We start from the raw sequence: 26,239 nt of genomic DNA on the forward strand, positions 1-26,239 counted from the left end.
CCTCGGGCCACGATGGTCGATGACCGTGCGATGCGATCGCGCGAAGGAGCGGCCCTTGACGCGTGACAGCGGTGTTGCACCGTGACGCATTCGAGCGCTCATGTGTTGCTAAAAATGACAGTTGCCCGGCCGATGAAGCAAACGGCGCGCGTATGAACCGCGCACGTCTCCATGCATTTCGCACGCTCGGGGCCAATGGCACGCTTCTCGCTGAATGCTCCGCAGGATGGAGAGCCGCCGCCGACGCGCACACGTCACATCACGTCACGTCACGTCAAAGCAGGGTTTCCCAGTCACCATTCAGACAATCGTTGGAGGGGTCACACATGAATCACGCAGACATGCAGTTTCTCGATGTCGAATTTCCGTATGCGCGGCAATACAGCAATTTCATAGGCGGCGAGTGGGTTCCTCCAGTACGCGGCGAATACTTCGACAACGTGTCGCCGATCACCGGCGAACCCTTCACTTCGATTCCGCGTTCAACAGAAGAAGATATCGAACTCGCTCTGGATGCGGCTCACCGCGCCCGCAAAGCCTGGGCCGATACCGCGCCTGCTCTGCGCGCGAATATTCTGAACCGGATTGCGGACCGCATGGAGCAGAACCTCTCGCGCATCGCGTTTGCCGAATCGATCGACAACGGCAAGCCGATCCGCGAAACACTCGCCGCTGACATTCCACTCGCGATCGACCACTTCCGCTATTTCGCCGGTTGCATTCGCGCGCAAGAGGGAACGCTCTCCGAGATCGACGCGGATACCGTGGCCTATCACTTTCATGAACCACTTGGTGTGGTTGGCCAGATCATTCCGTGGAACTTCCCGATCCTGATGGCGGTGTGGAAAGTCGCGCCGGCGTTGGCTGCGGGAAACTGCATCGTGCTCAAGCCTGCCGAGCAAACACCGGCGTCGATCCTCGTGCTGATCGAACTGATTCAGGACTTGCTGCCGCCGGGTGTGTTGAATGTGGTCAATGGCTTCGGCCTCGAAGCCGGCAAGCCGCTCGCGTCGAGCAAGCGTATCGCCAAGATCGCATTTACCGGCGAAACCACGACCGGGCGCCTGATCATGCAGTACGCAAGCCAGAACATCATTCCCGTCACGCTCGAACTCGGCGGCAAGAGCCCGAACATTTTCTTCGCCGACGTGGTCGATCAGGACGATGGCTACTTCGACAAGGCACTCGAAGGCTTCGCGATGTTTGCGCTGAATCAGGGCGAGGTGTGTACCTGTCCGTCGCGCGTATTGATCGATGAAAAGATTTATGACCGCTTCATGGAACGCGCACTAAAGCGCGTCGCGGCGATTGCGCAAGGACATCCACTCGACCCCAGAACGATGATCGGCGCACAGGCTTCGCAGGAACAACTCGAAAAAATCCTCTCATATGTGGATCTCGGCAAACAGGAAGGCGCCGAATGTCTGATTGGTGGCGAACGCAGTACGCTTGGCGGTGAGTTGAGCAAAGGCTATTACGTGAAGCCGACCGTATTTCGCGGCAACAACAAGATGCGCATCTTCCAGGAAGAGATCTTCGGACCGGTCGTCTCCGTCACGACATTCAGGAACGAAGAAGAGGCACTCGAAATCGCCAACGATACGCTCTACGGCCTCGGTGCCGGCGTATGGACGCGCGACGGTACGCGCGCATATCGCTTCGGCCGGCAGATTCAGGCAGGCCGCGTGTGGACCAATTGCTATCATGCCTATCCGGCGCATGCCGCATTCGGCGGCTACAAACAGTCTGGCATTGGCCGCGAGAATCACAAGATGATGCTCGACCATTATCAGCAGACCAAGAATCTTCTCGTCAGCTATAGCGAACAGCCGTTGGGCTTTTTCTAACGCATGAAGATCTGGAGCGGTGTGAGATCCGCTCCAGATCGGTGACCATTGATTGTCCGTTCGCATATCGAGTCTCACTGCCTCAACAGCCCCTTCATTTCAACAATACTTGAAATATAAAAACGAATGGGTTAATGTTCAGGCATGGACTCAAACCTCGTTGTACGCGCCCTGAGCGCGCTCGCCCACGAGTCGCGCCTTGCGATCTTCCGCCTGCTAGTCGTGGCTGGCCCCGATGGCATGGCTGCCGGTGAAATCGCCCAGAACCTTGGGCTTTCCCCTTCCAGCCTCTCGTTCCATCTGAAAGATCTTTCACATGCAGATCTGGTGAAGCCGCGGCAAGAGGGGCGTTTCATCTTCTACACCGCGAACTTCGACGCCATGACAGGCGTGATCGGCTTCCTCACGGAGAACTGCTGCGCCGGCGCGGCCTGTGCCGCGAGCGATCTCCCAAACTGTTGCGGAGATAAACCATGAAACGCATGCACATCCATGTGTCGGTTGAGAATCTGGGCGAAAGCATCCGGTTCTATCGCGCGATGTTCGGCAACGCGGAGCCCACCGTCATCAAAAGCGACTACTGCAAGTGGGAGCTGACAAACCCGGCCGTCAACTTTGCGATTTCACAACGCGGGGCGAAGCCGGGCGTGGACCACCTCGGCATTCAGGTCGAAACCGACGCGGAACTGGTCGAAATGAATGCGCGCTTTACCGCTGCCGAACTGCCGGTGCAGGCCCAGACGGGCACGACGTGCTGCTATGCACGGTCGGACAAGGCGTGGACGACAGATCCGCAAGGCGTTGCATGGGAAACGTTCAGAACCCTTGAAGCCGCGCCGGTCTACGGCCACTCGCGCGAGCAATCGCAACCCTCTGCCGCATGCTGCGTGCCGGTCGACACTACCGTCAAGCTCGGGAGCCGCCCGTGAACCTGTCGCTGCATGTGCTTGATCGCAATGCGATTCAGCGCGAAATACACGCAATCGGTGAGAAACGCGCAGAGGGATCAAATGAGCAGCACTGATACAGCGAACGGCGCCACGCCAGGCGCGATCGGGTTTTTCGAGCGTTACCTGACGGTGTGGGTTGTCCTCTGCATCGTCGGCGGCATTCTGGCCGGACAGCTGCTTCCCCAGCTCTTCCAGGCAATCGGCCGCATGGAAGTGGCGCACGTCAATCTTCCGGTCGGGGTGCTGATCTGGGTGATGATCATCCCGATGCTGGTCAAGATCGACTTTTCGGCGATGACCCAGGTCGGGAGCCAATGGCGCGGCATCGGCGTCACGCTGTTCGTGAACTGGTTCGTCAAACCGTTCTCGATGGCGTTGCTAGGCGGGATCTTCATCCGTCACGTGTTTGCGCGGTGGCTTCCCGCCGACCAGCTCGACAGCTACATCGCCGGCCTGATCCTGCTGGCCGCCGCCCCCTGCACGGCAATGGTGTTTGTGTGGTCGCAACTCTGCAAGGGCGATCCCTACTTCACGCTATCGCAAGTGGCGCTCAACGACTCCATCATGATCGTGGCCTTCGCACCGCTCGTCGCGCTCCTGCTCGGTCTGTCGGCCATCACGGTGCCGTGGGCCACGCTGATCATTTCGGTTGGGCTGTACATCGTCATTCCCGTCATTCTTGCCCAGTTGTTACGTCGGCATCTGCTCGCCAAGGGCGACGCACATTTCCGCCAGACGGTCGCACGGCTGGGTCCGTATTCGATCAGCGCACTGCTCGCGACACTCGTACTGCTGTTTGCTTTTCAGGGCCAGGCGATTGTCGAAGAGCCGCTTGTTATCGCCATGCTCGCGGTGCCAATCCTGATACAGGTGTTTTTCAATTCGGGCCTTGCCTACCTGCTGAATCGCAAGCTCGGCGTCGCCCACTGTGTCGCGGGGCCGTCCAGTCTGATCGGTGCCAGCAACTTCTTCGAGCTGGCGGTCGCCACGGCAATCAGTCTGTTCGGGTTCCATTCCGGGGCAGCTCTCGCCACGGTGGTCGGTGTGCTGATCGAAGTGCCGGTGATGCTGTTTGTCGTTGGCGTTGTCAACCGCTCGCAGCACTGGTACGAAGCCAAACACAGCACCAAGGAGAAACCGCTATGAGCGTTACGATCTATCACAACCCCGAGTGCGGCACGTCGCGCAACACGCTGGCAATGATCCGCAACGCGGGCATCGAACCTGAAATCATCGAGTATCTGAAGACCCCGCCCGACCGGGAAACATTGATAGGCCTGATCTCTCGCGCCGGCCTGACGGTACGCGCTGTGCTGCGCGAAAAGGGCACGCCTTACGCCGAGCTTGGGCTGAACGATACGTCCTTGAGCGATGGGGCGTTGCTCGATGCGATGATGGAACATCCGATCCTCATTAACCGCCCGTTTGTCGTCACGCCGCTTGGCGTGCGCCTGTGCCGGCCTTCCGAGGTCGTGCTCGACATACTCCCTACCGGGCAGAAGGGTTCATTCAGCAAAGAGGACGGCGAGCAGGTAGTCGATAGCAAAGGACGGAGGCTTCTCTGATGACGCAGGACATGCCGAACGTCAGCGCTGCGCACCTCGAGACACCTGATCTGCAGAAACTCGAACCGCGCGCGGTTTCGCAACACGCGCCGCGAATCCTCCTGCTGTTTGGCTCGTTGCGCGCCACCTCATACAGCCGGCTTCTCACGCTCGAAGCCGAACGCATCCTTCGCCATTTCGGCGCACAAACACGGGTATTCGATCCGCACGGCCTGCCGCTGGTGGATAGCGTGCCTGCCGACCATCCGAAGGTGGTCGAACTGCGCGAGCTCTCGGCATGGTCCGAAGGGCAAGTATGGTGCAGCCCCGAACGTCACGGAACCCTGACGGCGGTATTCAAGAACCAGATCGACTGGCTGCCGCTCGAAAGCGGCGGCGTTCGCCCGACGCAGGGCCGCACGCTCGCGGTGATGCAGGTGTGCGGCGGATCGCAATCGTTCAACGCGGTGAACGCGCTGCGCATTCTCGGCCGGTGGATGCGTATGGTGACCATCCCGAATCAGTCTTCGGTGGCGAAGGCCTGGCAGGAGTTCGACGCACACGGGCGCATGAAACCATCGGCTTACTACGATCGTGTCGTCGACGTGATGGAGGAGCTATACAAGTTCACGTTGCTGGTGCGTGACCGCTCGGACTACCTGACCGATCGCTACAGTGAGCGCAAGGAAGCGCACCCGGCGCTAGCAACGACACTGGCGGCCGCCGCCATGAACCAGAACGCGGTGACCGTCAATGCAGACACTGACGACAGCGAAACGGAGTGACGGACACGGCGGTCGCGGCACTGTCGCAACATGGGCGCTCGCGGTTGCGCAGCTCGTCTCCTGGGGCTCGATCTATTACGCGTTTTCGCTGTTCGTCGTTCCGATGGAAGGAACGATGGGATGGAGCCGGACCGCGACCAACGCGGCCCTCTCTGTTGGCCTTCTGATTTCCGGGCTGGCGGCTTATCCGGTCGGAACCTGGATCGATCACGGTCATGGCCGGCGCGTCATGGTATGCGGGACCGTGTTGGCCGCGGCAATGCTGGCGCTGTGGTCTCAGGCGCATAGCCTCGTGACGCTGTTCATCGTCTGGATCGGCCTCGGTGCCGCGATGGCCGCGACGCTCTACGATCCGGTTTTCGCGGTGATCACGCGAGACTATCCAGGCAGCTTTCGCACAAAGATCACGTTGATCACGCTGGTGGCGGGTTTCGCCAGCACCGTCTTTATCCCGCTAACTCAGATTCTCGTCGACTGGCTCCAATGGCGAGGTGCGCTCCTCGCGCTCGCCGGGTTCAATCTGGCGATCTGCGTACCTATCCATGTCTTCGCGATTGGTCGCGATGCGCCGCGTAGAGACGATCTGGATTACAAAACCGCGCTGAAGGCGACCCATGCGGAAGCAACCAGGCGCGCGCTACGGACGCCGACGTTCTGGGCACTTGCCGTGTGCTTCACGGCCTACTACGCGACATTTGCGGCGCTAACCTTCCACCTGGTACCGCTCATGGCGGAACGGCGGGTGTCGCCGGCGCTGATCCTGACGACGATGGCCGTGATCGGGCCGGCGCAGGTATTCGCGCGCGTGCTGTGGTTCACGCTCGGCCGCAATCTTCGTCCGTCGATTGTCGGCGTGGTGATTACAACGGCGTTTCCGGCGTCGGTTCCTGTTCTCATGTGTGCGGGCACGTCGCCGGCAATGTTGATCCTGTTCGCCGTCGTCTATGGCGGCGCAAACGGCATGATGACAATCCTGCGCGGGACGATCGTGCAGGACGTGATGTGGACCGAGGGTTATGGAGCCGTGAGCGGAATGCTTTCGATGCCGTCAAACATTGCCAAAGGCATCGCGCCGATTTCGGCTGCGGCGATCTGGACGGCAGGCAACAACTATGTCCCTGTCGAATGGACCGTGCTGGCGGTGTCGCTCGTTTCGGCTGTTGCGTTTATCCTCGCCATTCGCCTTGCTTCCGGGAAGACGCTCGGCGAGCATCAAGTCAATTTCGAGTGAGCATGCAGCCATGCAAATAAGAAAAGCAGAAGCCGCCGACCTGGGCGAGATCCGGAAGCTCCTGGACGCGAATGGTTTACCGGTAGAGGATGTTTCGAGCGGACTCATCGAAGGATTCCTGGTTGCCGAAGATGCAAACGGAACGATTGTCGGTAGCGGTGGACTCGAGCAACTCGGTTCAAGCGTGCTCTTGCGATCGCTCGCCGTCACGTCGGAACTGCGCGGTAGAGGCATCGCGAGAGAACTGGTCGCGCGACTCGAAGCTAGCGCGCGCTCACTCCGCCAACACGAAGTCTGGTTGCTGACAACGACTGCGGAACATATGTTTGAACGAGCCGGCTATGAGCATGTACATCGCGACGAGGTGCCAGACGAAATGCGGTCTTGCAGGCAGTTCGCGGTTCTGTGTCCGTCGTCGGCCACTTGCATGAGAAAGCGGCTCCTGCCGGCATGTTCCCCATCCACAGCCCGACCAATATCAACCTGATTTCCGCCGCCGGAATCCGATAGTTGGACAATTCCAACAACTCGTTTCATTTGTCGTTCTCGTGCTGCTGGAAGAGCGGGTGACGCAAGCTACACATCTCGCCGCTCACGACGAACTCACAGGTCTGCCGAACCGCCGCCTCTATGCGGAACGCTTCGACCAGGCCGTCGCCCGAGCTTCCCGCGACGGCTCTGGATTCGGCTTTCTGGTGATTGACCTGAACCGCTTCAAGCTGGTGAACGACACGCTAGGTCATCAGGCCGGGGACAACGTGTTGAAGGCGGTCAGCGAACGGTTCCGTAGCGTCTTGCGCGGCATTGATACGCTTGCGCGCACCGGTGGGGACGAGTTCACCGTGATCCTGGACGGTGTCAGTAACCTGCCTGATGCCGAGGCCGTGGGCGATGCGCTGCGCAAATCGCTCGACGCTCCGATCATGCTCGCGGACGGCCCGTACCATGCCAGCGCGAGCATCGGTGCGTCAGTCTATCCCGACGACGGATTGACCCAGATTCAGTTACATGCCGTTGCGGACGAACGCATGTACACCGGCAAAGAACAATATCGCATCGTGTCGGCGCGCTATGGACAGGCGATTGACCATTCAAGCCGTGCTTAGTGTCACGGCGGATTCCGGATCGATCACCTGACACGCCTGACATGATTGCCATGCGACAATCAGATTCGCTAGCCACCAGTCCAAAGGGTGAACGGTATGGAACACGCACACGTACAGCTTACGACTCCGGTCCTCGCCGACGAGTCAGCACTGTGGTTCTCCGCGTACGGCTTCGGGTGGGGATACTGCGGCTACGAGCTTAAATCTGACGTGGTTTGCCAATACCTCGGGGCCGCAAACGACAGCCCCAAGCAATTGTTGCTCGCTTTCCAGCTTGGCAAACCAAGACTTTCGGCAGCGGCGGAGCGCAAGGCGGTTCCGTCCACCGGTGAGCGGGTCGAGCTTACTGGCGAGGATCTCGGAGGCATCGGCGGATAGGGGCTCGCGTTCGGCCTAAGTCCCCCTTCGACTCGATGCAAGCGCCCTGGTGGCTTCCAAACTGGAAGGGGCAATAGTTAGCTCAGGCGATGACCTTCTGCTCCCCCGCAGCCTGCTCGCGCATGCGACGGGCTTCGTCGCGCAGGAACTCCTGGTAATCGTCCAGATCGCCGTCGAAGGGCTCGACGCCACCCTTGGTGACGAGCCAGAACTCGTCACATACCGCGCGCAGGAGGGACCGGTCGTGACTGACCAGCAGCACTGTGCCCTCGAATTCATTGAGTGCCATGCCTAGCGCTTCGCGAGTGGCCAGGTCGAGGTGGTTGGTCGGCTCGTCGAGCAGCAGGAGGTTGGGGCGCTGCCACACGATCATGCACAACACGAGCCGCGCCTTTTCGCCGCCGCTCATCGTGCCGACTGCCTGATGGACCATGTCGCCGCTGAAACTGAAGGTGCCGAGGAAGGTGCGAAGCGATTGTTCGGTGCCACTCTGGCCGGGCGCACGCATGTGCGCCGGCGTGTCCCTGGCAAGGCGGATCATGTGTTCCAGCGGCGTGTCGAGAGGACGCAGCACGTCGAGTTCCTGCTGCGCGAAGTAGCCGATGTTCAGGCCTTTGCCTTCGCTGATTTCGCCGGTAATCGGCGCCAGCTCGTGCGCCACTGTTTTCACCAAAGTGGACTTGCCCTGGCCGTTGGCACCGAGAATGCCGATGCGCTGCCCGGCCAGCACGGACCGGTTGATGCCCCGCACGATGACCGTCGGCGGCGTGCCCGGCGGCGCGTCGGTCGGCGCCGGGTAGCCGAAGCTCGCGTCCAGCATCGACAACAGCGGGTTCGGGACATTGAGCGGCTCCTTGAACTCGAAGGTGAACTCCGCGTCGGCAAGCACTGGTGCGATCTTCTCCATGCGTTCGAGCGCCTTGACCCGGCTCTGCGCCTGCTTCGCCTTCGAGGCCTTGGCCTTGAAACGGTCGATGAATTTCTGCAGGTGGGCGATCTTGTCCGCTTGCCTTGCCATCGCGGCTTGTTGCAACACCAGTTGCTCAGCGCGCATCTCTTCGAACTTGCTGTAGTTGCCGCCGTAACGCACGAGTTTGGCGTTGTCGACGTGTACCGTCACCTGCGTTACCGCGTCGAGAAATTCGCGGTCGTGGCTGATCACTACCAAGGTTCCTTGATAGCGCTTAAGCCACGCTTCCAGCCAGACCAGCGCGTCGAGGTCGAGGTGATTGGTCGGCTCGTCGAGCAACAGCAAGTCGGATGGGCACATGAGCGCGCGCGCCAGCTGCAGTCGCATGCGCCAGCCGCCGGAGAAACTGTTGACCGGCTGGCTAAGCTGCGCTGCACTGAAGCCAAGGCCCAGGATCAGCGCCTGGGCACGCGCGGGGGCATCATGCGCACCGGCGTCATGCAGGGCCATGTAGGCGTGCGCCATGCGCATGCCGTCGTCGCTGGCCTCAGCGGCGGCTACTTCCGCCTGCGCGGCCAGCAGTACGGTGTCACCCTCGATGACGAAGTCGGTCGCACTCTGCTCGGTCTCCGGCATCTCCTGCGCGACCTGGCCCATCTTCCATGCAGCGGGAATCGAGAACTCGCCGCCGTCTTCGTGCAGCGTGCCGTTGAGAAGGCCGAAGAAGGACGATTTGCCGGCGCCATTGCGGCCGACGAGGCCAATCTTTTCGCCGGGGGTGAAGGTGACGGAGGCGCGGTCGAGTACGACATTGACGCCACGGCGCAGCGTGACATTACGGATGGAAATCATAAGGGGCTACTTCGGAGAAGATAGGCATGATAGCCGACCGGACGTACAGAGCTGCCTCTTTTCTGGCCGCGCGGGTGAAGAATGGCTTTCGCTTTGCGGGGCCGCAGGCCAGGAAGCGAGGCGGGCACTGGCGCACCGGGCGTTCCCGTGCGGGGTCGGCGAACAGACGGCGAGTGACGGTTCCTGGCCGGTAGCATCAGCTCAGCGAGCGCTTTCTGGAGCGGACGTTGGACTGATCAGCGGCGGTTTTGCGGTTGGCGGGGGGAATGCGTGCTCCCGGCCACTTTCGGCCGTTCGGTACGAACCCGAAGATCGCTGACAATTTCGACTGATTTCGAACCCGGAGGGATTGATTGCTGTCGGCCACTAACTAGGTGGCTCTGGATCCGCGTTGGAGGATGTCTTGCCGAAGCATCGTCAAACGACCGGGCCAATGCTGCGCTCGCGAGCGGTTTTTGGCATCATTTGATCCCGCTCTGTGCTGCTTTATCGAGGTCGATGGTATTCAGGCAGGCTTTATCTTGGTCCGCCCGCAGCAAGATCATTGGCTTCTCGACCATCTATATATCCTGCCCGAGCACCAGGGCAGACGCATTGGCGCAGCCGTTTTGCGCGATGTCCTTAAGCGTGCCGACGCGCAGCGCATGCCAGTCCGCCTTGGTGCCTTGCGCGGCAGTGATTCGAATCGCTTTTACCAGCGGCATGGCTTCATACAGACTGACGAAGCAGAATGGGACATCTACTACGTGCGCCATCCGAACTGATTGGCCGCCTGCGGACGTTCCGATGCAAGACGCATGAGTCCCGCAGCGGCCACAAGGGGACAGTCGACAGCAGTTGCAAGACCGTCGACAATCGACGCGATCACGATAATCGGCAGAACTCGTGGCGATCGGCCGCCGGCGCACCTTTGCGCCTGGATCATAGGGCTGTTCGAGCGAGATTAAGTCGCAAACCAGAGGCAGGTTGAAGCGACGAAACTGGACGTTCAAAGGAATTGTTCCGCAAATGCGTAAACACCCGATTGCCCTTATTCTTGCAGCTTGCCTGGCGTGCCTCAGCATTTACCCCTCCGCAGTCGAAGCACAAACACCATGCGCGCACTTCGAAAAACAATTGTCCCGGTTACAACGGCAGCATCCGCATGTCGATATCTCGAACCTAGGCTCGCAAGAATTATGTTTCGACAACTGCACAGGAGACCAGACCCGGGCTGCTCGGTACTGGGAACAAGCTGCACCGGCTTCGGCCGACGCCATCCGAACTGAGCTGACTCAATACGCCGATACGACGGGTTATTCGACAGAAATAGCGATACCCGGCAGATCCCAGCCTATCGTCAGAATCTCGCGGCGTGTGGGAACGGCCTCTTGCGTACGCGATACCTATCTCACCCGCGCTGCCGATGGCTACCGCTTGATGAGCAACTCGATTCTCGATGATTTATCTCAAGAAGCCGGGTACTGCGGCAGATCGTTCGTCTACTTCGAAACGTGGCGAAGCCGCTCTTACGCCGTTCTCTGGGACGAAGGAGAAGCCAACACGGAGATAATTGCTTACCGCGTGACGCCGTCACTTGATGTGGAGAAAGTTTGTTCTGTTCACAGAACGAGCAGAAAAGCGGCCGATAACTAGCCGCAGGGACAACAGCGGTGGCCCGCGTGGAGCATCACGAGACGGATGAAGGGCCGCTATCAAGGACATTGAAGGACCGCTCCGGGTCGTGCCCAGTCCACTGCGATTCCCGCGAAATCCGGGAAACTCATGCTTTTTGAATAAAGCAGAGCTCGGCCAACCGGACCTTGATCCGGCGCTGCCGAATCGGCGACAATCCAGGCCCGCATCCGTTTATCAGATGGAGCCTCATGAGTGTCATTCAGATACGCCGCGTGATCCGCGTCGACGCCGCCGAGTTGATCGCCGCGAACTTGGCAAGTCAGGACTACCATTTGCCTTGGGTCACATCATTTACCGATCAAACGGGATTCGATAACTGGTTTGCGCGTGGACTCACCGGACCGAACGTCAGTCTCGTTGCGCGTGACGTAGCAACGAATAGAATCGTCGGCGTAGTAAATATTAGCGAGATAGTCGCAGGCGCTTTCCAGAGTGCATATCTCGGGTATTACGGGATGGTGAACTTCGCCCGGTCCGGGTTGATGACCGAGGCACTGCGGGCGGCTGTTGGCTATGCCTTCAGCGAACTTGGATTGCATCGGCTGGAGGCAAACATTCAACCAGGAAATACAGCATCGATTGCACTTGTGCGTCGGTTGGGTTTTAGACAGGAAGGCCTTTCGCCAAGCTATCTCCGCATAAATGGCAAATGGCGAGACCACGAGCGATGGGCGTTGCTGGCCGATATGGCGGGTTAAACACAGCCACCACTCAAAAAAATGATGTGCTCACGCAGAAATTGTTTTTGTGTCAATATTGACAGCATGGAACTTCGTAACGTCCCGAGCAAGGCTCACCACCATCATCACGGTCGCTGTCCGTTGCGCCGTGGTTCGTTACGTCCATAGCAAGGAATTCGACCTCACGGTCCATTCCATGTGCAAACGACCAAGGCGCTTAAGGCGCCTTTTTTTATCGCTCCACCATCAAGAGCTGAAGATGACCGACTCGATAAGCTATCGCCGCGCAACTATCGACGACATTTTAAAAATTTGCGAGCTGGGTCAAATCTTGAACGCGATTCACCACTTGGCACGCCCCGATATCTATGCCGATGCCACAACTGTGATGGCTCGGGACAAACCGCACTGGCTCTCCAGCCTTCAGGAAGAAGATCGAGCTACGTTTCTTGCCGAGCTTGGTAGCAAGGCGATCGGCTTTATCACCGTTCAGGTGGTGCAGCCGATAAGCCCGTTATTGCAGCCGATGGCCGTTGGCCGCATCGGCTCGGTCGCTGTTTCCGAACAACTGCGGGGATGCGGAATCGGCAGCACACTAATGAAACTCGCAGAAGAGTGGGCGCGGAAACGCGGTGCCACCGACGTCAGGCTGGCCGTTTGGGCCTTTAACGAACAGGCGGTCGATTTGTACGGGGAGCTTGGCTACGAAATTCGTGCATTCGAGATGGGAAAGCGAATTCAGGCTGCTGCGGATATGGCCGCCGATGGACAGGATGAGGCATCCCGTGCATGAGCACTATTTGAGTTGAACGCGACATCGATGCGACATAGTAGGTCCGTACGCGGGATCAACGAGCCGAGCCGTTGTCGGGGCGGCGACCGTTCGCTATCGATAGAGTTGACGGTTCCTTCCGGGCCGAAAGTACGCATTCGCCGATATCACAGCAGCCGTTCACGATTGCCGCTCTCGAAGACCGCAGTGCTGGAGTGAGCGGGTACGCCGACATCAACATGCGATTGTCGGCTCAGGCCGACGAAGCCCCAGTAACCGGGGCAGACGGCTGTCAGCTGCCAGAGCGGAACTAACGCCCGAACGTCCATGTGCGAATGAGACCCCGATTAGAAGCCCCCGGCTAGCCACACCGCATCCCACACCCACCTCCTATCCCACCTCAACACGATTACGGCCCAACTTCTTCGCCCTGTAGAGCGCCCTATCCGCGCGTTTCATCAACGCATCTACGTCGCGCTCGCCTTCCGCGCGCGTGACCACGCCGATGCTAACGGTAAACGGAATCGGCTTCAGATGCCACGCATGCTCGAAATCCTGCTGTTCAATACGCTGGCGCAGTTCCTCCGCGAACCTACGCACAAGATCGGCATCTGCGCCGGGCAGTGCCGCGACAAACTCCTCGCCTCCCCAGCGGGCGAACAGATTGGATTCGTGCGTAATCGACATACCGACCTTTGCGAGCACACGCAGAACCTCGTCGCCGATATCATGGCCATAGCTGTCGTTGATCTTCTTGAAGAAATCAATGTCCAGAATGAACACGGACAGAACATCGTCGGTGCCGAGTACTTTATCGACGAATTCCAGAAACTCGCGGCGATTCGGCAGGCCTGTCAGCGCGTCGGTCACGGCCTGCTTCTTCAGCAACTCCATCTGCCGGGCGCGATCGGTAATGTCGCGGACAACCGCCGTGAACTCGGTCACACCGTCCACGTCGATTTTAGAAATCGCGATTTCAACCGGAATGATCGAACCGTCGCGATGCTGCCCATACACACTGTTGCTCTCGTCCATGCGCGGCGCCGTCGACTGCCGCAGGCTCGTCAGCGGTGAGTCCGCGAACTGCCGCACGTGCCGAGAATGATGTGCGCGAAACTTTTCCGGCAACAGGGTTTCGATCGGCCGCCCCAGCACTTCGGCCGACGTATAGCCGAACAGATTCTCTGCCGCGCGATTGAACAGTGTGATGTTGTGCTGCTGATCGATGGCGACAATCGCGTCGTAAGCCGAGTCGACCACCGCGCGATAACGCGACGCGTTGACTTCCCGTTCGTGCGTCAGATGCATCTTCGGCGCAATGTCGAAGCCCGTCACGAGAATTTCGACCACGTTCGCGCCGCCGTTCGCGTGCCTGATCGGTTTGAGCGAGAGGCGCCACGACTGAGTGTCTTTACGGAAGTCGTAAGCCTGCTCCAACTCCTGCGCTCCTTCGGACGCAAAGCACTGCTGGAGTTTCTCGCGGAACTCAAGCCGCACGTGGTCCGGAATTAGCGTATCGAACGGGATGGGAAATGCCTGATTATCCGCACGCTCTCCGCCCGTCATTTGCAAGAAGTGGTTATTGCAAGCGGTGACGACAAGTTCGCCACGCTCATCGCGCCCGACGATGGCGACGCTGATCGCAATGCCGTCCACGAACTCGCGCGCTTTGCTGGGCCAATCGGACATAGTCTCACCTTACGAGAGCGTTATACCGTATCTATTCGAGTATCCTGGCCACAATTGTTGCATAACCAGTCTTACTGTATTTAGAGGCCCGAGGCTATTTTGTCTCTATGGTCGAGTCGGATAGGTGGATAGTCCGGGCCTATACGTCCGGAATCAGGAGGATAAAGACGCGCGGCACGGCCCAGATAAGGCTCTTTACTGAGTCAGCGGCCAACGGCGGTTCGTCATTTTATAGCCGCATTTGAGGTGCTCACCGGCTCAAGCCGCCGGCTGTGCCGGGGGGGTATTTTATTTTTGAAAGCCGGCATTGGATTTGCTGTGGCTCGAAAATGTCTTCTGTGCGGTAGACAGAGCCTAGTTCAATCTGCATAAGCGCGGCTCAGTCCGGCCAATCACCATCCGCTCGCACAAGACATTTGCAATCAGACTTTTTGCATGCAGTTTGCGACGACGGGTTCGACCGCCGTCTGCCCCGTAGGCCACAGGCGAGGTGCGGGTCGCCTGTGGCCACTCTCACCATCGCTGCCACGGCTGTCATCCGTCTCAGTTCAACTCGCGTACCAGTTCAGGAACCTGCGCAAACAGATCGCCCACCAGACCATAATCGGCGACGCTGAAAATCGGCGCTTCCGCGTCCTTGTTGATTGCGACGATCACTTTGCTGTCTTTCATGCCGGCCAGATGCTGGATCGCACCCGAGATGCCGATCGCCACATACAGTTGCGGTGCGACGATCTTGCCGGTTTGTCCCACCTGATAGTCGTTCGGCACGAAGCCCGCATCGACGGCGGCACGCGATGCGCCCAGCGCCGCGTTCAGCTTGTCGGCCAGCGGTTCGAGAACCTTCGTGTAGTTCTCGCCGTTGCCCAGACCGCGGCCACCCGAGACGATGATCTTCGCCGACGTCAGTTCCGGACGATCCAGCTTCGTCACTTCACGGCTGACGAACTGCGAGATACCGCTGTCCGCTGCCGCTTCGATTTTCTCCACCGATGCGCTGCCGCCTTCGGCCGCGACTGCGTCGAAGCCGGTGGAGCGCACCGTGATGACCTTGATCGGGTCTTGAGATTGCACCGTTGCGATCGCATTGCCCGCGTAGATCGGGCGTTCAAACGTATCGGCGCTATCCACCGCCGTGATATCGCTGATCTGCGCAACATCGAGCTTCGCGGCGATGCGCGGGGCGATGTTCTTGCCGTACGCCGTCGCCGGGGCGAGGATGTGCGTGTAGTCCTTTGCGATGTTCAGCACTGTCGCTTCGACGTTTTCCGCGAGGCCCGCTTCGAGTTGCGGCGCGTCGGCCAGCAGCACTTTGGTCACGCCGGCAATCTTCGCTGCGGCATCTGCTGCGGCTTGTGCGTTGTGACCGGCCACCAGCACGTGAATGTCACCGCCAATCTTCTGTGCCGCTGCGATCGTATTCAGCGTCGCGGCCTTGATCGACGCGTTGTCGTGTTCTGCTATTACCAGATTCGTCATTTCGTCCGTCTCCGCGTTTTACTTAAAGCACCTTGGCTTCGGTCTTCAGCTTCTCGACCAGCGTCTTCACATCCGGCACCTTCACACCAGCGGAGCGCCTGGGCGGCTCGACAACCTTCAGCGTCTTCAGGCGCGGCGTGACGTCAACGCCGAGATCTTCCGGCCTGATCGTTTCCAGCGGCTTTTTCTTCGCCTTCATGATGTTCGGCAGCGTCACGTAGCGCGGCTCGTTCAGGCGCAGGTCGGTCGTGATCACTGCGGGCAGCGTCAGCGACAGCGTTTCAGCGCCGCCGTCCACTTCACGCGAAACCGTCGCCTTGCCGTCAGCCACGACAACCTTCGAGGCGAACGTCGCCTGCGGCAACCCGGCCAAAGCAGCCAGCATCTGACCGGTCTGGTTCGAATCGTCGTCGATAGCCTGCTTGCCGAGAATGACCAGCGAAGGCTCTTCCCTGTCCACCAGCGCCTTCAGCAGTTTGGCCACGGCCAGCGGTTGCAGTTCTTCGGAAGACTCGACCAGGATCGCGCGATCCGCGCCGATCGCCAGCGCCGTGCGCAGCGTTTCCTGCGACTGCGTGACGCCCGCCGACACGGCGATCACTTCGGTCGCCACACCCGCTTCCTTCAACCGCACCGCTTCTTCAACCGCGATTTCATCGAACGGATTCATCGACATCTTCACGTTCGCGATGTCGACGCCCGTGCCGTCCGACTTCACCCGGACTTTCACGTTGTAATCGACTACTCTTTTGACTGGCACAAGAATTTTCACTCACATCCTCCTCAATTACACAACGTCCCAGACACGCTCACCGCACCAGGACCGATCTTCTGACAGCGCCGACACGCCCTTTGCACTCTCCACGCTGACGATCGCCGCTTCGAGCGCCGCCGCCTGCGACAGCACATGTTCCGCGCAAAACCGCGCTGTCGCGCGCTACGCGCCGTGGAACTTCGGATCGGTCTGCATCGGCCGCGCCGACGCCACAGCATTGCGCGCGCCATCTGCCGGCCGCTCGGCATGAGCGCTTGCGCGGCCGTCCCGCCGTCGTGCAGCGTATTGCGGCCGACCAGATCGTTAGCCTAACGGCCGTTATGCTCTAGTAAATCGGCAGGATGCGCGCGTCGCGGCAGAACTGCACGGCGCCCGTTTCCTCGATGAAGCCCGTGCGGCATGAGCCTGCACGCCGAGGCTCGTCACGTCGATCGAAAGTTCGGTGCTCCAGCCTTTCAAGATGAGCGCGAGGTATTCGTAGCGCGCCCGATGCGCGGCAGGCGCCGCGTCGTCGGGATGGCGGGGCGCAAGGTCGCTATGGGCAGCCGCCACGTATGCAAGAACACCGAGCACCAACTGCACGATGTTCTGCGCCATGCCGGAAGCAGTAGAACCCGGCTCCGCCGCTCGCTGTCAGGCAGGCTCGGGGATGCGCGGCGAAGCCGGAGGCGACGTCTGAATATCTCGCATGCTGTGGCGCTCACGATAATGCGCGTGCCACGCGAGTGCTTCTTCGATCAGATGGGGCGTCTGTCCGCCGCGCGCACCCGCCTTTACCACGTAATCGCGCAGCGCGTCGCGGTACAGCGGGTCCGCGCAATGCATGATGATCTGCTGCGCGCGTTCGCGCGGCGCCAGTCCGCGCAAGTCGGCCAAGCCGTGCTCGGTGACGATCACGTCGACATCCTGTCCGATATGGTCGACGTGCGACACCATCGGCACGATGCTCGAAATATCGCCATTCTTCGCCAGCGATTTCGTCACGAACACAGAGAGGTACGCATTGCGTGCAAAGTCGCCGGAGCCCCCAATGCCGTTCATCATGTGCGTGCCGCCAACATGCGTCGAGTTCACGTTGCCATAGATATCGCATTCGAGCGCGGTGTTCACCGCAATGACGCCCAGCCGGCGAATGACTTCCGGATGATTGCTGATCTCCTGCGGCCGCAGCAGGACGCGTGACCGGTAGCGCGCCAGCCCCTCGAAAAAGCGTGTCTGATATTCACTCGACAGCATGATCGCAGACGCACACGCGAAGTCGACACACCCGGCGTCGAGCAACTCGATTGCTCCGTCCTGAAGCACCTCTGAATACATGCGCAGGCCGCTAAAACCTGAATCGACGAGCCCATGCAATACCGCGTTCGCGATCGAGCCGACGCCGGCCTGAAGCGGCTGCAACGAGGAACCCAGCCGACCCGCGCGAACCTCGTGCGAGAAAAAGCTGCTCAGATGCCCGGCAATCTGCGTGGTGTCGGCATCCGGCGGCAGAACCTTGTTGGGGCTGTCGCCCTTGCGCGTGACGACGATCGCAGCAATCTTTCTGGGGTCCAGAGGAATATACGGAAGGCCGATTCTTTGCGCCGCGTTCGTGAGCGGGATAGGCTCCCGGGCGGGACGTGACAGCGGCAGATAGACGTCGTGCAGCCCTTCGAGCTCGAGCGGCATATCCAGGTTGATCTCGACGATAACCTGCTTCGCGAGCGCGGCGAACACCGCCGAATTGCCGACCGACATGGTCGGCACGATACCGGCCTCGCCAACCGCCACGGCTTCGATCACGGCGACGTCGACGGGTCCGAGGAATCCGTCTCGCAGTTGCTCCGCCATCTCCGACAGGTGGAGGTCCATGAACATCGCCTCGCCGGCGTTGATCTGGTTGCGCAGGGATTTGTCCGACTGAAAAGGCATGCGCCGGGAAATTGCACCCGCATCGGCGAGCACCCCGTCGACCTCGTATCCCACCGATGCGCCTGTCATCAGCGTGATCCGTAACGACTGCTCGCGGGCGCGCGCAGCCAGCGCGAGAGGGACTGCCTTGCAGTCGCCGGCGGCACCAAAGCCGCTCATGCCGACGGTCATGCCGTCGTGAATCAGCGATGCGGCCTCCTCTGCCGTCACAATCCTGTCGCGAAGCTGCGACAGGCGAATCCGCTCCTCAAACACTTCCGCCTCCTTTGATACGGGACTTTATGCCGACACGACGCCATTCCGTTCGATGAATGACGCCTATCCGGCTCTATATGTCATCAAGTTTAATGAAGATTCATCGATGCATAACGTGATTTAATGTCATGAATTCCAGTCGTTTTTTTCATGACCTCGTGGTACGGACATGCCGATCGATATCCGCGCATTGCGCTACTTTGTGGAAACCGTCCAGCTGGGCAGCTTCACCCAGGCGGCGGCCGCTGTCTTTGTCACCCAGTCGACAATCAGCAAGATGGTGCGGCAGCTCGAAGACGAAGTCGGTCAACCGCTTCTGATCCGAGACGGCAGGCAGGTGCAGCTCACCGATGTGGGGCGTGTGGTCTACGAGCGCGGCTTGCAGGCACTCTCCGTGATTCGCGAACTGCAAACAGAGGTCGCCGACGTTGCGCAGCTCGGTCGCGGCCAGCTCACCGTGGGCATGCCGCCAATGGGCAACCTGTTCTTCCCGGCCGCCGTCAGGGCCTTTCAGCAACGCTACCCGAAGCTCGAACTGCGGCTCGCCGAACACGGCGGGCAGTTGCTCGAACAGAAAGTGATCGCGGGTGAACTGGAAGTAGGCGCAACCGTGCTATTGCCGGGAAGCAGCCAGGAGCAGCTCGCGACCCGCGTGATTGCGCGCTGCACGATCTGGGCCGTGGGACCGCGCGAGGTGCCGTGGGCGGGACGCCGCACCGTGAAGCTCGCCGCGCTGAAGGATCAGCCGCTGATCCTGCTGGACGACGGATTTGCGTTGACCCGGCGCCTTCACGCGGCATTTCAGGAGGCCGGCATCGAGCCGCACGTGGTGGCCAGAAGCGGACACTGGGACTTTCTTGCGGCGATGGCGGCAGCGGGGCTCGGCACCACCTTCCTGCCCGAACCGTTTCTGGCGCGCCTCGACGTCGGCAATCTCGCGATCGCGCGGGTAACGGAGCCCGCGCTCGACTGGACGCTCACGCACATCTGGTCCCCGGATCGCTACATGTCACACGCCGCGCGTGCGTGGCTCGCCATATGCGACGAAGTGTTGGGCAAACAGGCGCGCGTCGGCGCGCCTTAGCCTTGGAGCGCCGTTATCGACTTGCGGCCGGGCAATGAGCAACTGCATTGCATGCGTAACATCTGAGGATTGCTGCTAGCATCGCGGAGCGTAACGCCGCTGTAGCCGGCGCTACCGGCGCATTTCCGTTACCTGGGGTAGCAAGGTGATTCTCGATATCCGGACACTTTACGTTGTCACTGCAGTCGCCTGTCTCGTACTCGGCGCGCTGCAGCTGGTCGCCTACGGTACACAACGGTTTGAGCGCTGGCCGGCATGGTGGGGCCTCAGCAATGTGCTGCTGGGATTGGGAACGCTCGGCGTCGCGCTGCGCGGCATGGCGCCTGATTTCGTGACCGTGCAATTGGCGAACGTGGTGACGGTAGCCGCGTTTCTGTTGCTGCTCGTGTCCGTGCGTGCCTTCGCGCAGCGACCGCCACTGCCCTGGTGGCTGATAGTGTGCATTGCTGCGTCGCAGGTGCTGCTCTTCACGTTCTGGTCCGCGCCGGGCGACTTCCGCGAGCGTATCGCATTCGAATCCGTGCTCTTCGCGCTATTCGACGCGGCGATCGTCGTCGAAGGAGTGCGGCTGGCACGGCGGCATCGGCTCAAGTCCGCGTGGCTGCTCGCCGGATGCTTCGGTGCGACCGCCTTGCTGTTTTCGGTGCGTGCAGCGATGGCCACACGGGGTGCGATCGGCGGCACGACCCTGTTTTCTTCCCCCACGCCGATCTACCAGTGGATGGCTGCGACTGGCGAGGTGTTCATCACGCTGCGCGGCTTCACGTTGCTGCTGATGGCCGCCGAACGCAGCCACCAGTTGCTGTTCGACCATGCGCAGCGCGATCCCTTGACGGGTGCGTTGAATCGCGGCGGCCTGCGCCTGTCGTATGAGCGGGTGGCAGCCGCTCGCGGCATGGCGCGACACGACGACACGATGTTGGGCCTCGTGTCGCTCATCGTGATCGATCTCGACCACTTCAAGGCAATCAACGACACACATGGCCATACGATGGGCGACGATGTGCTGCGGCTATTCGCGACCACCGCGCGCGACGACCTGCGCACCGGCGACACGCTTGCGCGCTATGGCGGCGACGAATTCGTCGCGATGCTGCCGCACACCGGCGGCGACGAAGCCCTTGCGCTCGCCGAACGGATCCGCGTCGCGTTCGCGAATGCGACTGGCGCGCTCGTTGCGCTTGCGGTCCAGCCGACACTGAGCGTCGGCATCGCTACCGGCAGCCTCGCCGACGACACGCTCGACACAATCCTGCAACGCGCCGATGAGGCGCTCTACCGCTCGAAGCGCGAAGGCCGTAACCGTGTGCGCGTCGCGGCACTCTGTAACGGAGATAGTGGGGATGACGAAATGCTGGCGGATTGATCCGGGTGGCGTTTCCTGCTTCTCGCTATGCGCTGTCTGAAGGCAACACATAGTCCTTCTTTAACGGCTTCCCCAGATCGAGCACGGCCTTTCCGATCTGACGCCGCTCCTCGAGGGCCGCGTGCGCGTCTTCGACGTTATCGAGCGAGTAAGAACCTTGGATCGAAACCGATAGCGAGCCGTCGAGCAGAGCCGTGAACACATCGTCGGCACGGCGCTGGACGGATTGCGCATCGGCAAGATGATCCGCCAGCCGCGGCCGCGTCAGATACAGCGAACCGGATTCGCCTAGTTCGATCGGATCGAGGTCGTTCAGCGAACCGGACACAGACCCGTAGTTCACGACGAGCCCACGCGTTCGCGTCGCCCGAAAACTGTCGCGTAGCGTCACCTTTCCCACCGGATCGAAGACCACGTCAACGCCCTTTCCGCCGGTTGCTTCACGTACGGCATCGGCAAAGCGCCCGTTGTCGTAGAGCACCACATGGTCAGCGCCAAGCCGACGCACGACCTCGGCTTTCTGCTCCGAACTCGCCGTGGCGAAAATCGTCGCTCCCGCGCGCTTGCCCATCTGGACGAGCAACTGGCCAATGCTGCCGGACGCCGCGTGAATCAGGCAGGTGCGTTCCGACGCAAGTTGACCGACGTCGTGGCAGAGGTAGTGCGCCGTCGATCCCTGGAAGATCGCGGCGGCTGCGAGATCGAAGCCGACTGCATCCGGGATTCTCGCGACGCGGGCCGCCGGCACGACCGCGAACTCGGCATAACTGCCCCATGCAATACACCACGCGACCCGATCGTCCGGCACGAACGACGTCACCTCCCGACCGACCGCTACGACTTCACCTGCTCCTTCCATGCCAAGCGTGACCGGCAAACGTACCGGATAGGTCGTGGACTTCGCGTACTTGCCCTGGCGTGTGTGAACATCCATGAAGTTGATGCCGGCGAAGGCCACCTTGATCAGCACATCAGCGGGACCGGGCGCAGGAATGGGGAAGTCCTGCCGCAACAGGACTTCCGGGCCGCCATAGTTAACGATGCGTATCGCTTTCAAATCAATTCTCCATTGCATGTCAGGACGGCGCCGCCGCGGAAAGCCGCGGAAAGAACTCCGCGCGCCGAAAACCCGGATCCGAAAACCGTTTTACGCGCTAGAGTACATTGGTATACACTCGTACTCAATATAAAAAACTGTATAACGCCAGCGCTTTTAGCCACCACCGGGGTGTCGCGACAGTTGGTGCCGCCTCGTCAGCCGCAGCGACATCAGGACTTATGGAGGCGTGACGTCATGACCAATCTTGCGCGCGAATTCACGGAACTCATCCTCGGCTGGTCTGCGGACGATCCGGCGTTAATCGAGCGCTGCCAGTTGCTGCTGATGGACGGCGTCGCAGTGGCCGCGGCCGGCGCGTCGGAGCCGGGACCGACGCACGTGGCGCAGTTGTCGCAAGAACAATCCGAATGCAACGGGCCGGCCACCGTCATTGGCCACGGGTTTAGCGCGCCACCGCCAATCGCTGCGCGCATCAACGGCATGTCGATGCACGTGCTCGATTACGAACCGATGTGGAATCCACCCAATCATGCGGTGTCGCCGCTGCTTCCGGCGCTACTCGCACTGGCCGAGCAACGGGAACATACGTCAGGTGAACCACAGGGCGAGGCGCTGCTGCGCGCGTTCGCGAAAGGTATCGAAGCGCAGGGGCGGCTGCGGTTATCCTCGGCGCAGATCGAGCCGGCCCAGTTGAGCCTGCATCCGCCGGGCGTTGTCGGGCCGTTGGCGACCGCGCTCGCATGCGCCGATCTGCTCGGGCTCGACACGTTGTCCGCGACGACGGCGCTTTGCATCGCTGCGTCGCGCAGTAGCGGAGTGATGGCCAACATCGGCTCACAAACGAAAGCGCTGCATTGCGGCGACGCCGCCGCACATGGTCTCGAAGCCGCGCTACTCGCGCGTCGCGGTTTTACCGCGAACCCCGACGCGCTCGGCGGCCCGCGCGGCTGGGGCCATGCCTACTTCGGCGAACGTTTCACAACTGAACCGCTGCTGGCGCCGCTCGGCGTGGGCCGTGCGCTGGTGCCGGGTCCGTCGTGGAAGCTGTTCCCGTCGCAATTCGCGACACATTTCGGCATCGCAGCCGCGCTCGACGTCCGCGCACAAATCGATGTGTCCGCCACATTCCACGCAGACGACATAACGCGAATCGAATTGCATGCGCCGGCAATGCCGTACATCGACAGGCCGTTTCCGGAAACCGGACTCGACGGCAAATTCTCGTGGCAATACACGGCGACGATTGCGTTGCTCGACGGTAAGGTCGACCCGGCGTCGTTCACCAACAGCCGTCGTTTCGCCGAAGACGCGCAGGCGCTGCTCAATCGCTTCACACTGTCTGCCGACCCGGGCATTTCCGGCGCGCTGGACAAGATGCACGTAGAGATCACGGTGCATCTGAAGGACGGCCGCACCGTGACCTCACGCTGCGACGCCCCGCCCGGAAGCTGGAGCCGCCCGGTCGACGCCGAAGCGGTAACGAAGAAGACGCGTAGCCTGCTGGAAAGCACGCTCGGTCACGAGCGCGCGGATCACACGCTGAAGTCGGTCACGCAGCCACCGCGGCTTCTGAGCGTACGCGCGCTGATGGCGTGTCTGCGCTGAGCGCCGTCGCTGCCGACTATACTTGTCGTACCGTCTGCCGTATGGCGGGCCTTACGGCAAACCGTTCCGGACACAATGACATCGAAGGTTAGATCTGTGAGTGAAAAATCCAGTGCAACGATCGGCGACGCCGAACTGACAACGGATTTCGGGCAAGGCTCGCTGGCGCAATACGTGTACGCACAATTGCGTCAGGAGATTCGCGACCGCCATCTCGCGTCCGGCGACCGGCTGCGCGAAACCGATATCGCCGAACGTCTCGCCGTGAGCCGCACGCCGGTTCGTGAAGCCCTGAAACGGCTCGAAGCCGAGGGTGTCGTGCGCTTCGCGTCGCCCCGCGGTTTCGTCGTCGTGCAACTGTCGCCGAAACAGGTGATGGAACTGTACGCGATGCGCAAGGTGCTGGTCGGCGCGGCGGCCCGCTTCGCGGCGGAACAGGCTTCGCCGATCGAGATCCTCTCGATGCAGCAGGTTATCGGGCAACTCGAACGCGCGAAGAGCGCTGACGAGGTAGCGTCGCTGAATCGGCGGCTGCACGAAATCATCGTTGCGGCCGCACATAACGAGTATCTGTACAAAACCTCGAACGTGCTGATCGACGCACTTGGCCTGCTCGGCTCGACGACCTATTCCATGCCGGGGAGAATCAAAAGCGGGCTGAAGGAGAACAAGGAGATTGTCGCGTGCATTGCGAAGCACGACGCCGACGGTGCGGAGCGCGCCGCGCATCAGCACGTCGCCGCGGCCACCGAACTCCGTTTGCAGATGCTATTCGGCGCCGAAGCGGACGCGAGCGCCGCGGCGCGTTCAGGCGCCCGCGTCTGAGCACAAGGCCGGGCGCTGACTGGCGGTCGGCTCACGCGTCGCGCAAAAGACGCGTCAACGATCGCACCTTGCGCCGCCCCGGCGCGAGCAGCACCTCGAGCAGCGCATCCACTCTATCCGGCGACAGACGCAACCCGGCGGTTCCGCGAAACTTTGCAGCAATCGCATTTTCGTCGAGCACGCGAGCGCCACTGCCGAGATTGACCGGCACGTATTCGCTCCGCTCGCTGCCATCGTTGAGCCGAACCGTCACACGCCCCGAGAAATACTTCGGGAATTCCGTATCCGGATCGACAACGCAGCGCACCTTGCTCGCCAGTTGAAGAATCCGCGGATCCGCGAGACTCCCGGCTTCCAGTTCAGCGAGACCAAAACGGCCGCGCAGCAGGCACGCCGCGACAACGAACTGAGTACTGAACTTCGCTTCATAGTCGCTGCGCGGCAGGATCTTCGACGCGGCCGGTTCGGCGACGATCGGCATGGTCGGCGCGGGCAGCATGCAGATCACTTCGTCGATATCGGCGGCGTTCGATAAACCCGGTTGCAGCAACAGCGCGGCTTCCGCACAACCGTGAATGAAATGACACACGGGATACGGTTTGATCGCCGTACCGAGCATGGCCCAATGTTCACCCAGCCCGGCGCCTATCGACCCGCTATCCACGTCGGCCGCGTGCTGCTGCAAGTGCGAATCGAACAACCCGAAACGGCCTTCATAAGGCCGTGACGGTCCGGCAAAGCCGTTCTGCGCAAGATGGGCCGCAGTGATGCCCGCGAGCGCACCCCAGCCCGGATGCATGCGCTTGGTCCACGCGCCCTCCTCCAGAAACACCTGCACGCCCGACGCGGTGCTGGCCGCGATGCCCTGCGCGGCGATCAGTTGCGCGACGTCGAGTCCCATCAGCTTTCCGGCGACGATCGTCGAGCTGAAGTGAGAGACGATTCCGGTCGCGTGAAAACCCGCGTGATGAAAGCCGCCCTTCACGGCTGCGCCGATCCGGATCGCCGTCTCCATGCCGGCGACGTAAGCGGCGAGCAACGTATCCCAATCCGCGTCGACCGCTTCGCCCACGGCGAGCGCCGCCGGCAGGCAGGCGACCGTCGGATGCACGATGCTGAGCGGATGCGTGTCGTCGAAATCCAGGCCGTGAATCAGGAAGCCGTTCGCGAGCGCGGCATCGCGCGGCGCGAGCGTCAGCGAAGCGCCGATCACGGTGGCATCGCCGCGCGAGCCGGCCGCTTCGAAACCGCGCAGCGCCGGCGCGGCAAACGGAAAATGATGAGACGCGAACGCGAGACCGATTGCGTCCGTGATGTGATGCGTCGCCTTGCGCCGAAGTTCATCGGGCAATGCCGACGGTTCCAGCGCCCAGGCGAATTCCGCCAGCATGCGGGCGATCGGCGTTTCGCCGGCTGTGAGCGAACGGGCTGTCGTCATGAGTCGCGCGTCCTTGTCTG

Annotated in this window: 24 protein-coding genes and 2 pseudogenes; 18 read left to right on the top strand and 8 right to left on the bottom strand. The window is 61.1% G+C overall.

Annotation, left to right across the window (positions count from 1 at the left end; all coding sequences use genetic code 11):
• Positions 1 to 326: 326 nt before the first annotated feature.
• The 10 genes from adh to PDMSB3_RS34780 all read left to right on the top strand — a co-directional run bounded on the left by adh (position 327) and on the right by PDMSB3_RS34780 (position 7,841).
• Entirely contained in the window at positions 327 to 1,847 is a 1,521-nt protein-coding gene (gene adh / locus PDMSB3_RS34730) for an aldehyde dehydrogenase (RefSeq protein WP_165189447.1), read from the top strand.
• Between the two features lie 144 nt (positions 1,848 to 1,991).
• Complete coding sequence (locus PDMSB3_RS34735; protein WP_007178439.1) at positions 1,992 to 2,324, top strand: ArsR/SmtB family transcription factor; 333 nt, start codon at positions 1,992 to 1,994, stop codon at positions 2,322 to 2,324.
• Positions 2,321 to 2,776 (top strand): ArsI/CadI family heavy metal resistance metalloenzyme, encoded by a 456-nt coding sequence (locus PDMSB3_RS34740; RefSeq protein WP_165189450.1) that lies wholly within the window; start codon positions 2,321 to 2,323, stop codon positions 2,774 to 2,776. The genes PDMSB3_RS34735 and PDMSB3_RS34740 overlap by 4 nt, the downstream gene beginning before the upstream one ends.
• An 81-nt stretch (positions 2,777 to 2,857) precedes the next feature.
• Positions 2,858 to 3,943: an ACR3 family arsenite efflux transporter gene (arsB, locus tag PDMSB3_RS34750; RefSeq protein ID WP_165189453.1), complete on the top strand. Its 1,086-nt coding sequence runs from the start codon at positions 2,858 to 2,860 to the stop codon at positions 3,941 to 3,943.
• A complete protein-coding gene (gene arsC / locus PDMSB3_RS34755) occupies positions 3,940 to 4,362 on the top strand; it encodes an arsenate reductase (glutaredoxin) (RefSeq protein ID WP_007178442.1) in 423 nt (140 codons plus the stop codon). Before arsB ends, arsC begins: the two co-directional genes overlap by 4 nt.
• Positions 4,362 to 5,126 carry an arsenical resistance protein ArsH gene (gene arsH / locus PDMSB3_RS34760; protein ID WP_007178443.1) on the top strand — a complete coding sequence of 255 codons (765 nt, stop codon included), beginning with the start codon at positions 4,362 to 4,364 and terminating at the stop codon, positions 5,124 to 5,126. The genes arsC and arsH overlap by 1 nt, the downstream gene beginning before the upstream one ends.
• On the top strand, positions 5,095 to 6,357 hold the full coding sequence (locus PDMSB3_RS34765) for an MFS transporter (protein ID WP_165189456.1): 1,263 nt from the start codon (positions 5,095 to 5,097) through the stop codon (positions 6,355 to 6,357). Before arsH ends, PDMSB3_RS34765 begins: the two co-directional genes overlap by 32 nt.
• A gap of 10 nt (positions 6,358 to 6,367) precedes the next feature.
• Positions 6,368 to 6,844: an arsenic resistance N-acetyltransferase ArsN2 gene (arsN2, locus tag PDMSB3_RS34770; RefSeq protein ID WP_007178445.1), complete on the top strand. Its 477-nt coding sequence runs from the start codon at positions 6,368 to 6,370 to the stop codon at positions 6,842 to 6,844.
• Between the two features lie 61 nt (positions 6,845 to 6,905).
• A complete protein-coding gene (locus PDMSB3_RS34775) occupies positions 6,906 to 7,463 on the top strand; it encodes a GGDEF domain-containing protein (RefSeq protein WP_007178446.1) in 558 nt (185 codons plus the stop codon).
• Positions 7,464 to 7,559: 96 nt separating this feature from the next.
• Positions 7,560 to 7,841, top strand: a complete 282-nt coding sequence (locus tag PDMSB3_RS34780) for a hypothetical protein (protein WP_007178447.1) — start codon at positions 7,560 to 7,562, stop codon at positions 7,839 to 7,841.
• Positions 7,842 to 7,923: 82 nt separating this feature from the next.
• Here the strand turns inward: PDMSB3_RS34780 and PDMSB3_RS34785 are convergent, their stop codons facing one another.
• On the bottom strand, positions 7,924 to 9,603 hold the full coding sequence (locus PDMSB3_RS34785; RefSeq protein ID WP_165189459.1) for an ABC-F family ATP-binding cassette domain-containing protein: 1,680 nt from the start codon (positions 9,601 to 9,603) through the stop codon (positions 7,924 to 7,926).
• 440 nt (positions 9,604 to 10,043) lie between these two features.
• On the opposite strand from PDMSB3_RS34785, the pseudogene PDMSB3_RS34790 reads away from it, so the two are divergent.
• The 4 genes and pseudogenes from PDMSB3_RS34790 to PDMSB3_RS34805 form a co-directional block, all read left to right on the top strand.
• A pseudogene (locus PDMSB3_RS34790) lies at positions 10,044 to 10,367 on the top strand (GNAT family N-acetyltransferase); the annotation flags it as partial.
• A 244-nt stretch (positions 10,368 to 10,611) separates the two neighbouring features.
• The gene (locus tag PDMSB3_RS34795; RefSeq protein ID WP_165189465.1) at positions 10,612 to 11,238 is read left to right on the top strand and encodes a hypothetical protein; all 627 of its coding nucleotides are present in this window, start codon (positions 10,612 to 10,614) and stop codon (positions 11,236 to 11,238) included.
• Positions 11,239 to 11,468: 230 nt separating this feature from the next.
• Positions 11,469 to 11,978: a GNAT family N-acetyltransferase gene (locus tag PDMSB3_RS34800; protein ID WP_007178451.1), complete on the top strand. Its 510-nt coding sequence runs from the start codon at positions 11,469 to 11,471 to the stop codon at positions 11,976 to 11,978.
• Positions 11,979 to 12,219: 241 nt separating this feature from the next.
• Positions 12,220 to 12,753, top strand: a complete 534-nt coding sequence (locus PDMSB3_RS34805; protein ID WP_165189468.1) for a GNAT family N-acetyltransferase — start codon at positions 12,220 to 12,222, stop codon at positions 12,751 to 12,753.
• 369 nt (positions 12,754 to 13,122) lie between these two features.
• On the opposite strand, the gene PDMSB3_RS34810 is transcribed toward PDMSB3_RS34805, so the two are convergent.
• The 5 genes and pseudogenes from PDMSB3_RS34810 to PDMSB3_RS34830 all read right to left on the bottom strand — a co-directional run bounded on the left by PDMSB3_RS34810 (position 13,123) and on the right by PDMSB3_RS34830 (position 18,841).
• Positions 13,123 to 14,421: a sensor domain-containing diguanylate cyclase gene (locus PDMSB3_RS34810; RefSeq protein WP_165189471.1), complete on the bottom strand. Its 1,299-nt coding sequence runs from the start codon at positions 14,419 to 14,421 to the stop codon at positions 13,123 to 13,125.
• A 543-nt stretch (positions 14,422 to 14,964) separates the two neighbouring features.
• Entirely contained in the window at positions 14,965 to 15,900 is a 936-nt protein-coding gene (locus tag PDMSB3_RS34815) for an electron transfer flavoprotein subunit alpha/FixB family protein (protein ID WP_165189474.1), read from the bottom strand.
• 22 nt (positions 15,901 to 15,922) lie between these two features.
• On the bottom strand, positions 15,923 to 16,672 hold the full coding sequence (locus tag PDMSB3_RS34820) for an electron transfer flavoprotein subunit beta/FixA family protein (protein WP_165186777.1): 750 nt from the start codon (positions 16,670 to 16,672) through the stop codon (positions 15,923 to 15,925).
• A gap of 15 nt (positions 16,673 to 16,687) precedes the next feature.
• Positions 16,688 to 17,236: pseudogene (locus tag PDMSB3_RS38350) on the bottom strand (acyl-CoA dehydrogenase); the annotation flags it as partial.
• Positions 17,237 to 17,308: 72 nt separating this feature from the next.
• Positions 17,309 to 18,841, bottom strand: a complete 1,533-nt coding sequence (locus PDMSB3_RS34830) for a succinate CoA transferase (RefSeq protein ID WP_165189477.1) — start codon at positions 18,839 to 18,841, stop codon at positions 17,309 to 17,311.
• Positions 18,842 to 19,010: 169 nt separating this feature from the next.
• On the opposite strand from PDMSB3_RS34830, the gene PDMSB3_RS34835 reads away from it, so the two are divergent.
• Both PDMSB3_RS34835 and PDMSB3_RS34840 read left to right on the top strand, forming a co-directional pair.
• Complete coding sequence (locus tag PDMSB3_RS34835; protein WP_007178457.1) at positions 19,011 to 19,925, top strand: LysR family transcriptional regulator; 915 nt, start codon at positions 19,011 to 19,013, stop codon at positions 19,923 to 19,925.
• Positions 19,926 to 20,070: 145 nt separating this feature from the next.
• Complete coding sequence (locus tag PDMSB3_RS34840; RefSeq protein WP_007178458.1) at positions 20,071 to 21,291, top strand: GGDEF domain-containing protein; 1,221 nt, start codon at positions 20,071 to 20,073, stop codon at positions 21,289 to 21,291.
• Between the two features lie 25 nt (positions 21,292 to 21,316).
• On the opposite strand, the gene PDMSB3_RS34845 is transcribed toward PDMSB3_RS34840, so the two are convergent.
• Positions 21,317 to 22,366, bottom strand: coding sequence for a quinone oxidoreductase family protein (locus PDMSB3_RS34845; RefSeq protein ID WP_165189480.1), 1,050 nt, complete (start codon positions 22,364 to 22,366; stop codon positions 21,317 to 21,319).
• A 219-nt stretch (positions 22,367 to 22,585) separates the two neighbouring features.
• On the opposite strand from PDMSB3_RS34845, the gene PDMSB3_RS34850 reads away from it, so the two are divergent.
• Together PDMSB3_RS34850 and PDMSB3_RS34855 are read left to right on the top strand one after the other, a co-directional pair.
• Positions 22,586 to 23,956: an MmgE/PrpD family protein gene (locus PDMSB3_RS34850; RefSeq protein WP_165189482.1), complete on the top strand. Its 1,371-nt coding sequence runs from the start codon at positions 22,586 to 22,588 to the stop codon at positions 23,954 to 23,956.
• A 96-nt stretch (positions 23,957 to 24,052) separates the two neighbouring features.
• Positions 24,053 to 24,781 carry a GntR family transcriptional regulator gene (locus PDMSB3_RS34855; protein ID WP_007178461.1) on the top strand — a complete coding sequence of 243 codons (729 nt, stop codon included), beginning with the start codon at positions 24,053 to 24,055 and terminating at the stop codon, positions 24,779 to 24,781.
• Between the two features lie 31 nt (positions 24,782 to 24,812).
• On the opposite strand, the gene PDMSB3_RS34860 is transcribed toward PDMSB3_RS34855, so the two are convergent.
• Positions 24,813 to 26,219 (bottom strand): MmgE/PrpD family protein, encoded by a 1,407-nt coding sequence (locus PDMSB3_RS34860; protein ID WP_007178462.1) that lies wholly within the window; start codon positions 26,217 to 26,219, stop codon positions 24,813 to 24,815.
• Positions 26,220 to 26,239 lie beyond the last annotated feature (20 nt).

This window comes from Paraburkholderia dioscoreae, from assembly GCF_902459535.1.
Lineage (GTDB): Bacteria > Pseudomonadota > Gammaproteobacteria > Burkholderiales > Burkholderiaceae > Paraburkholderia > Paraburkholderia dioscoreae.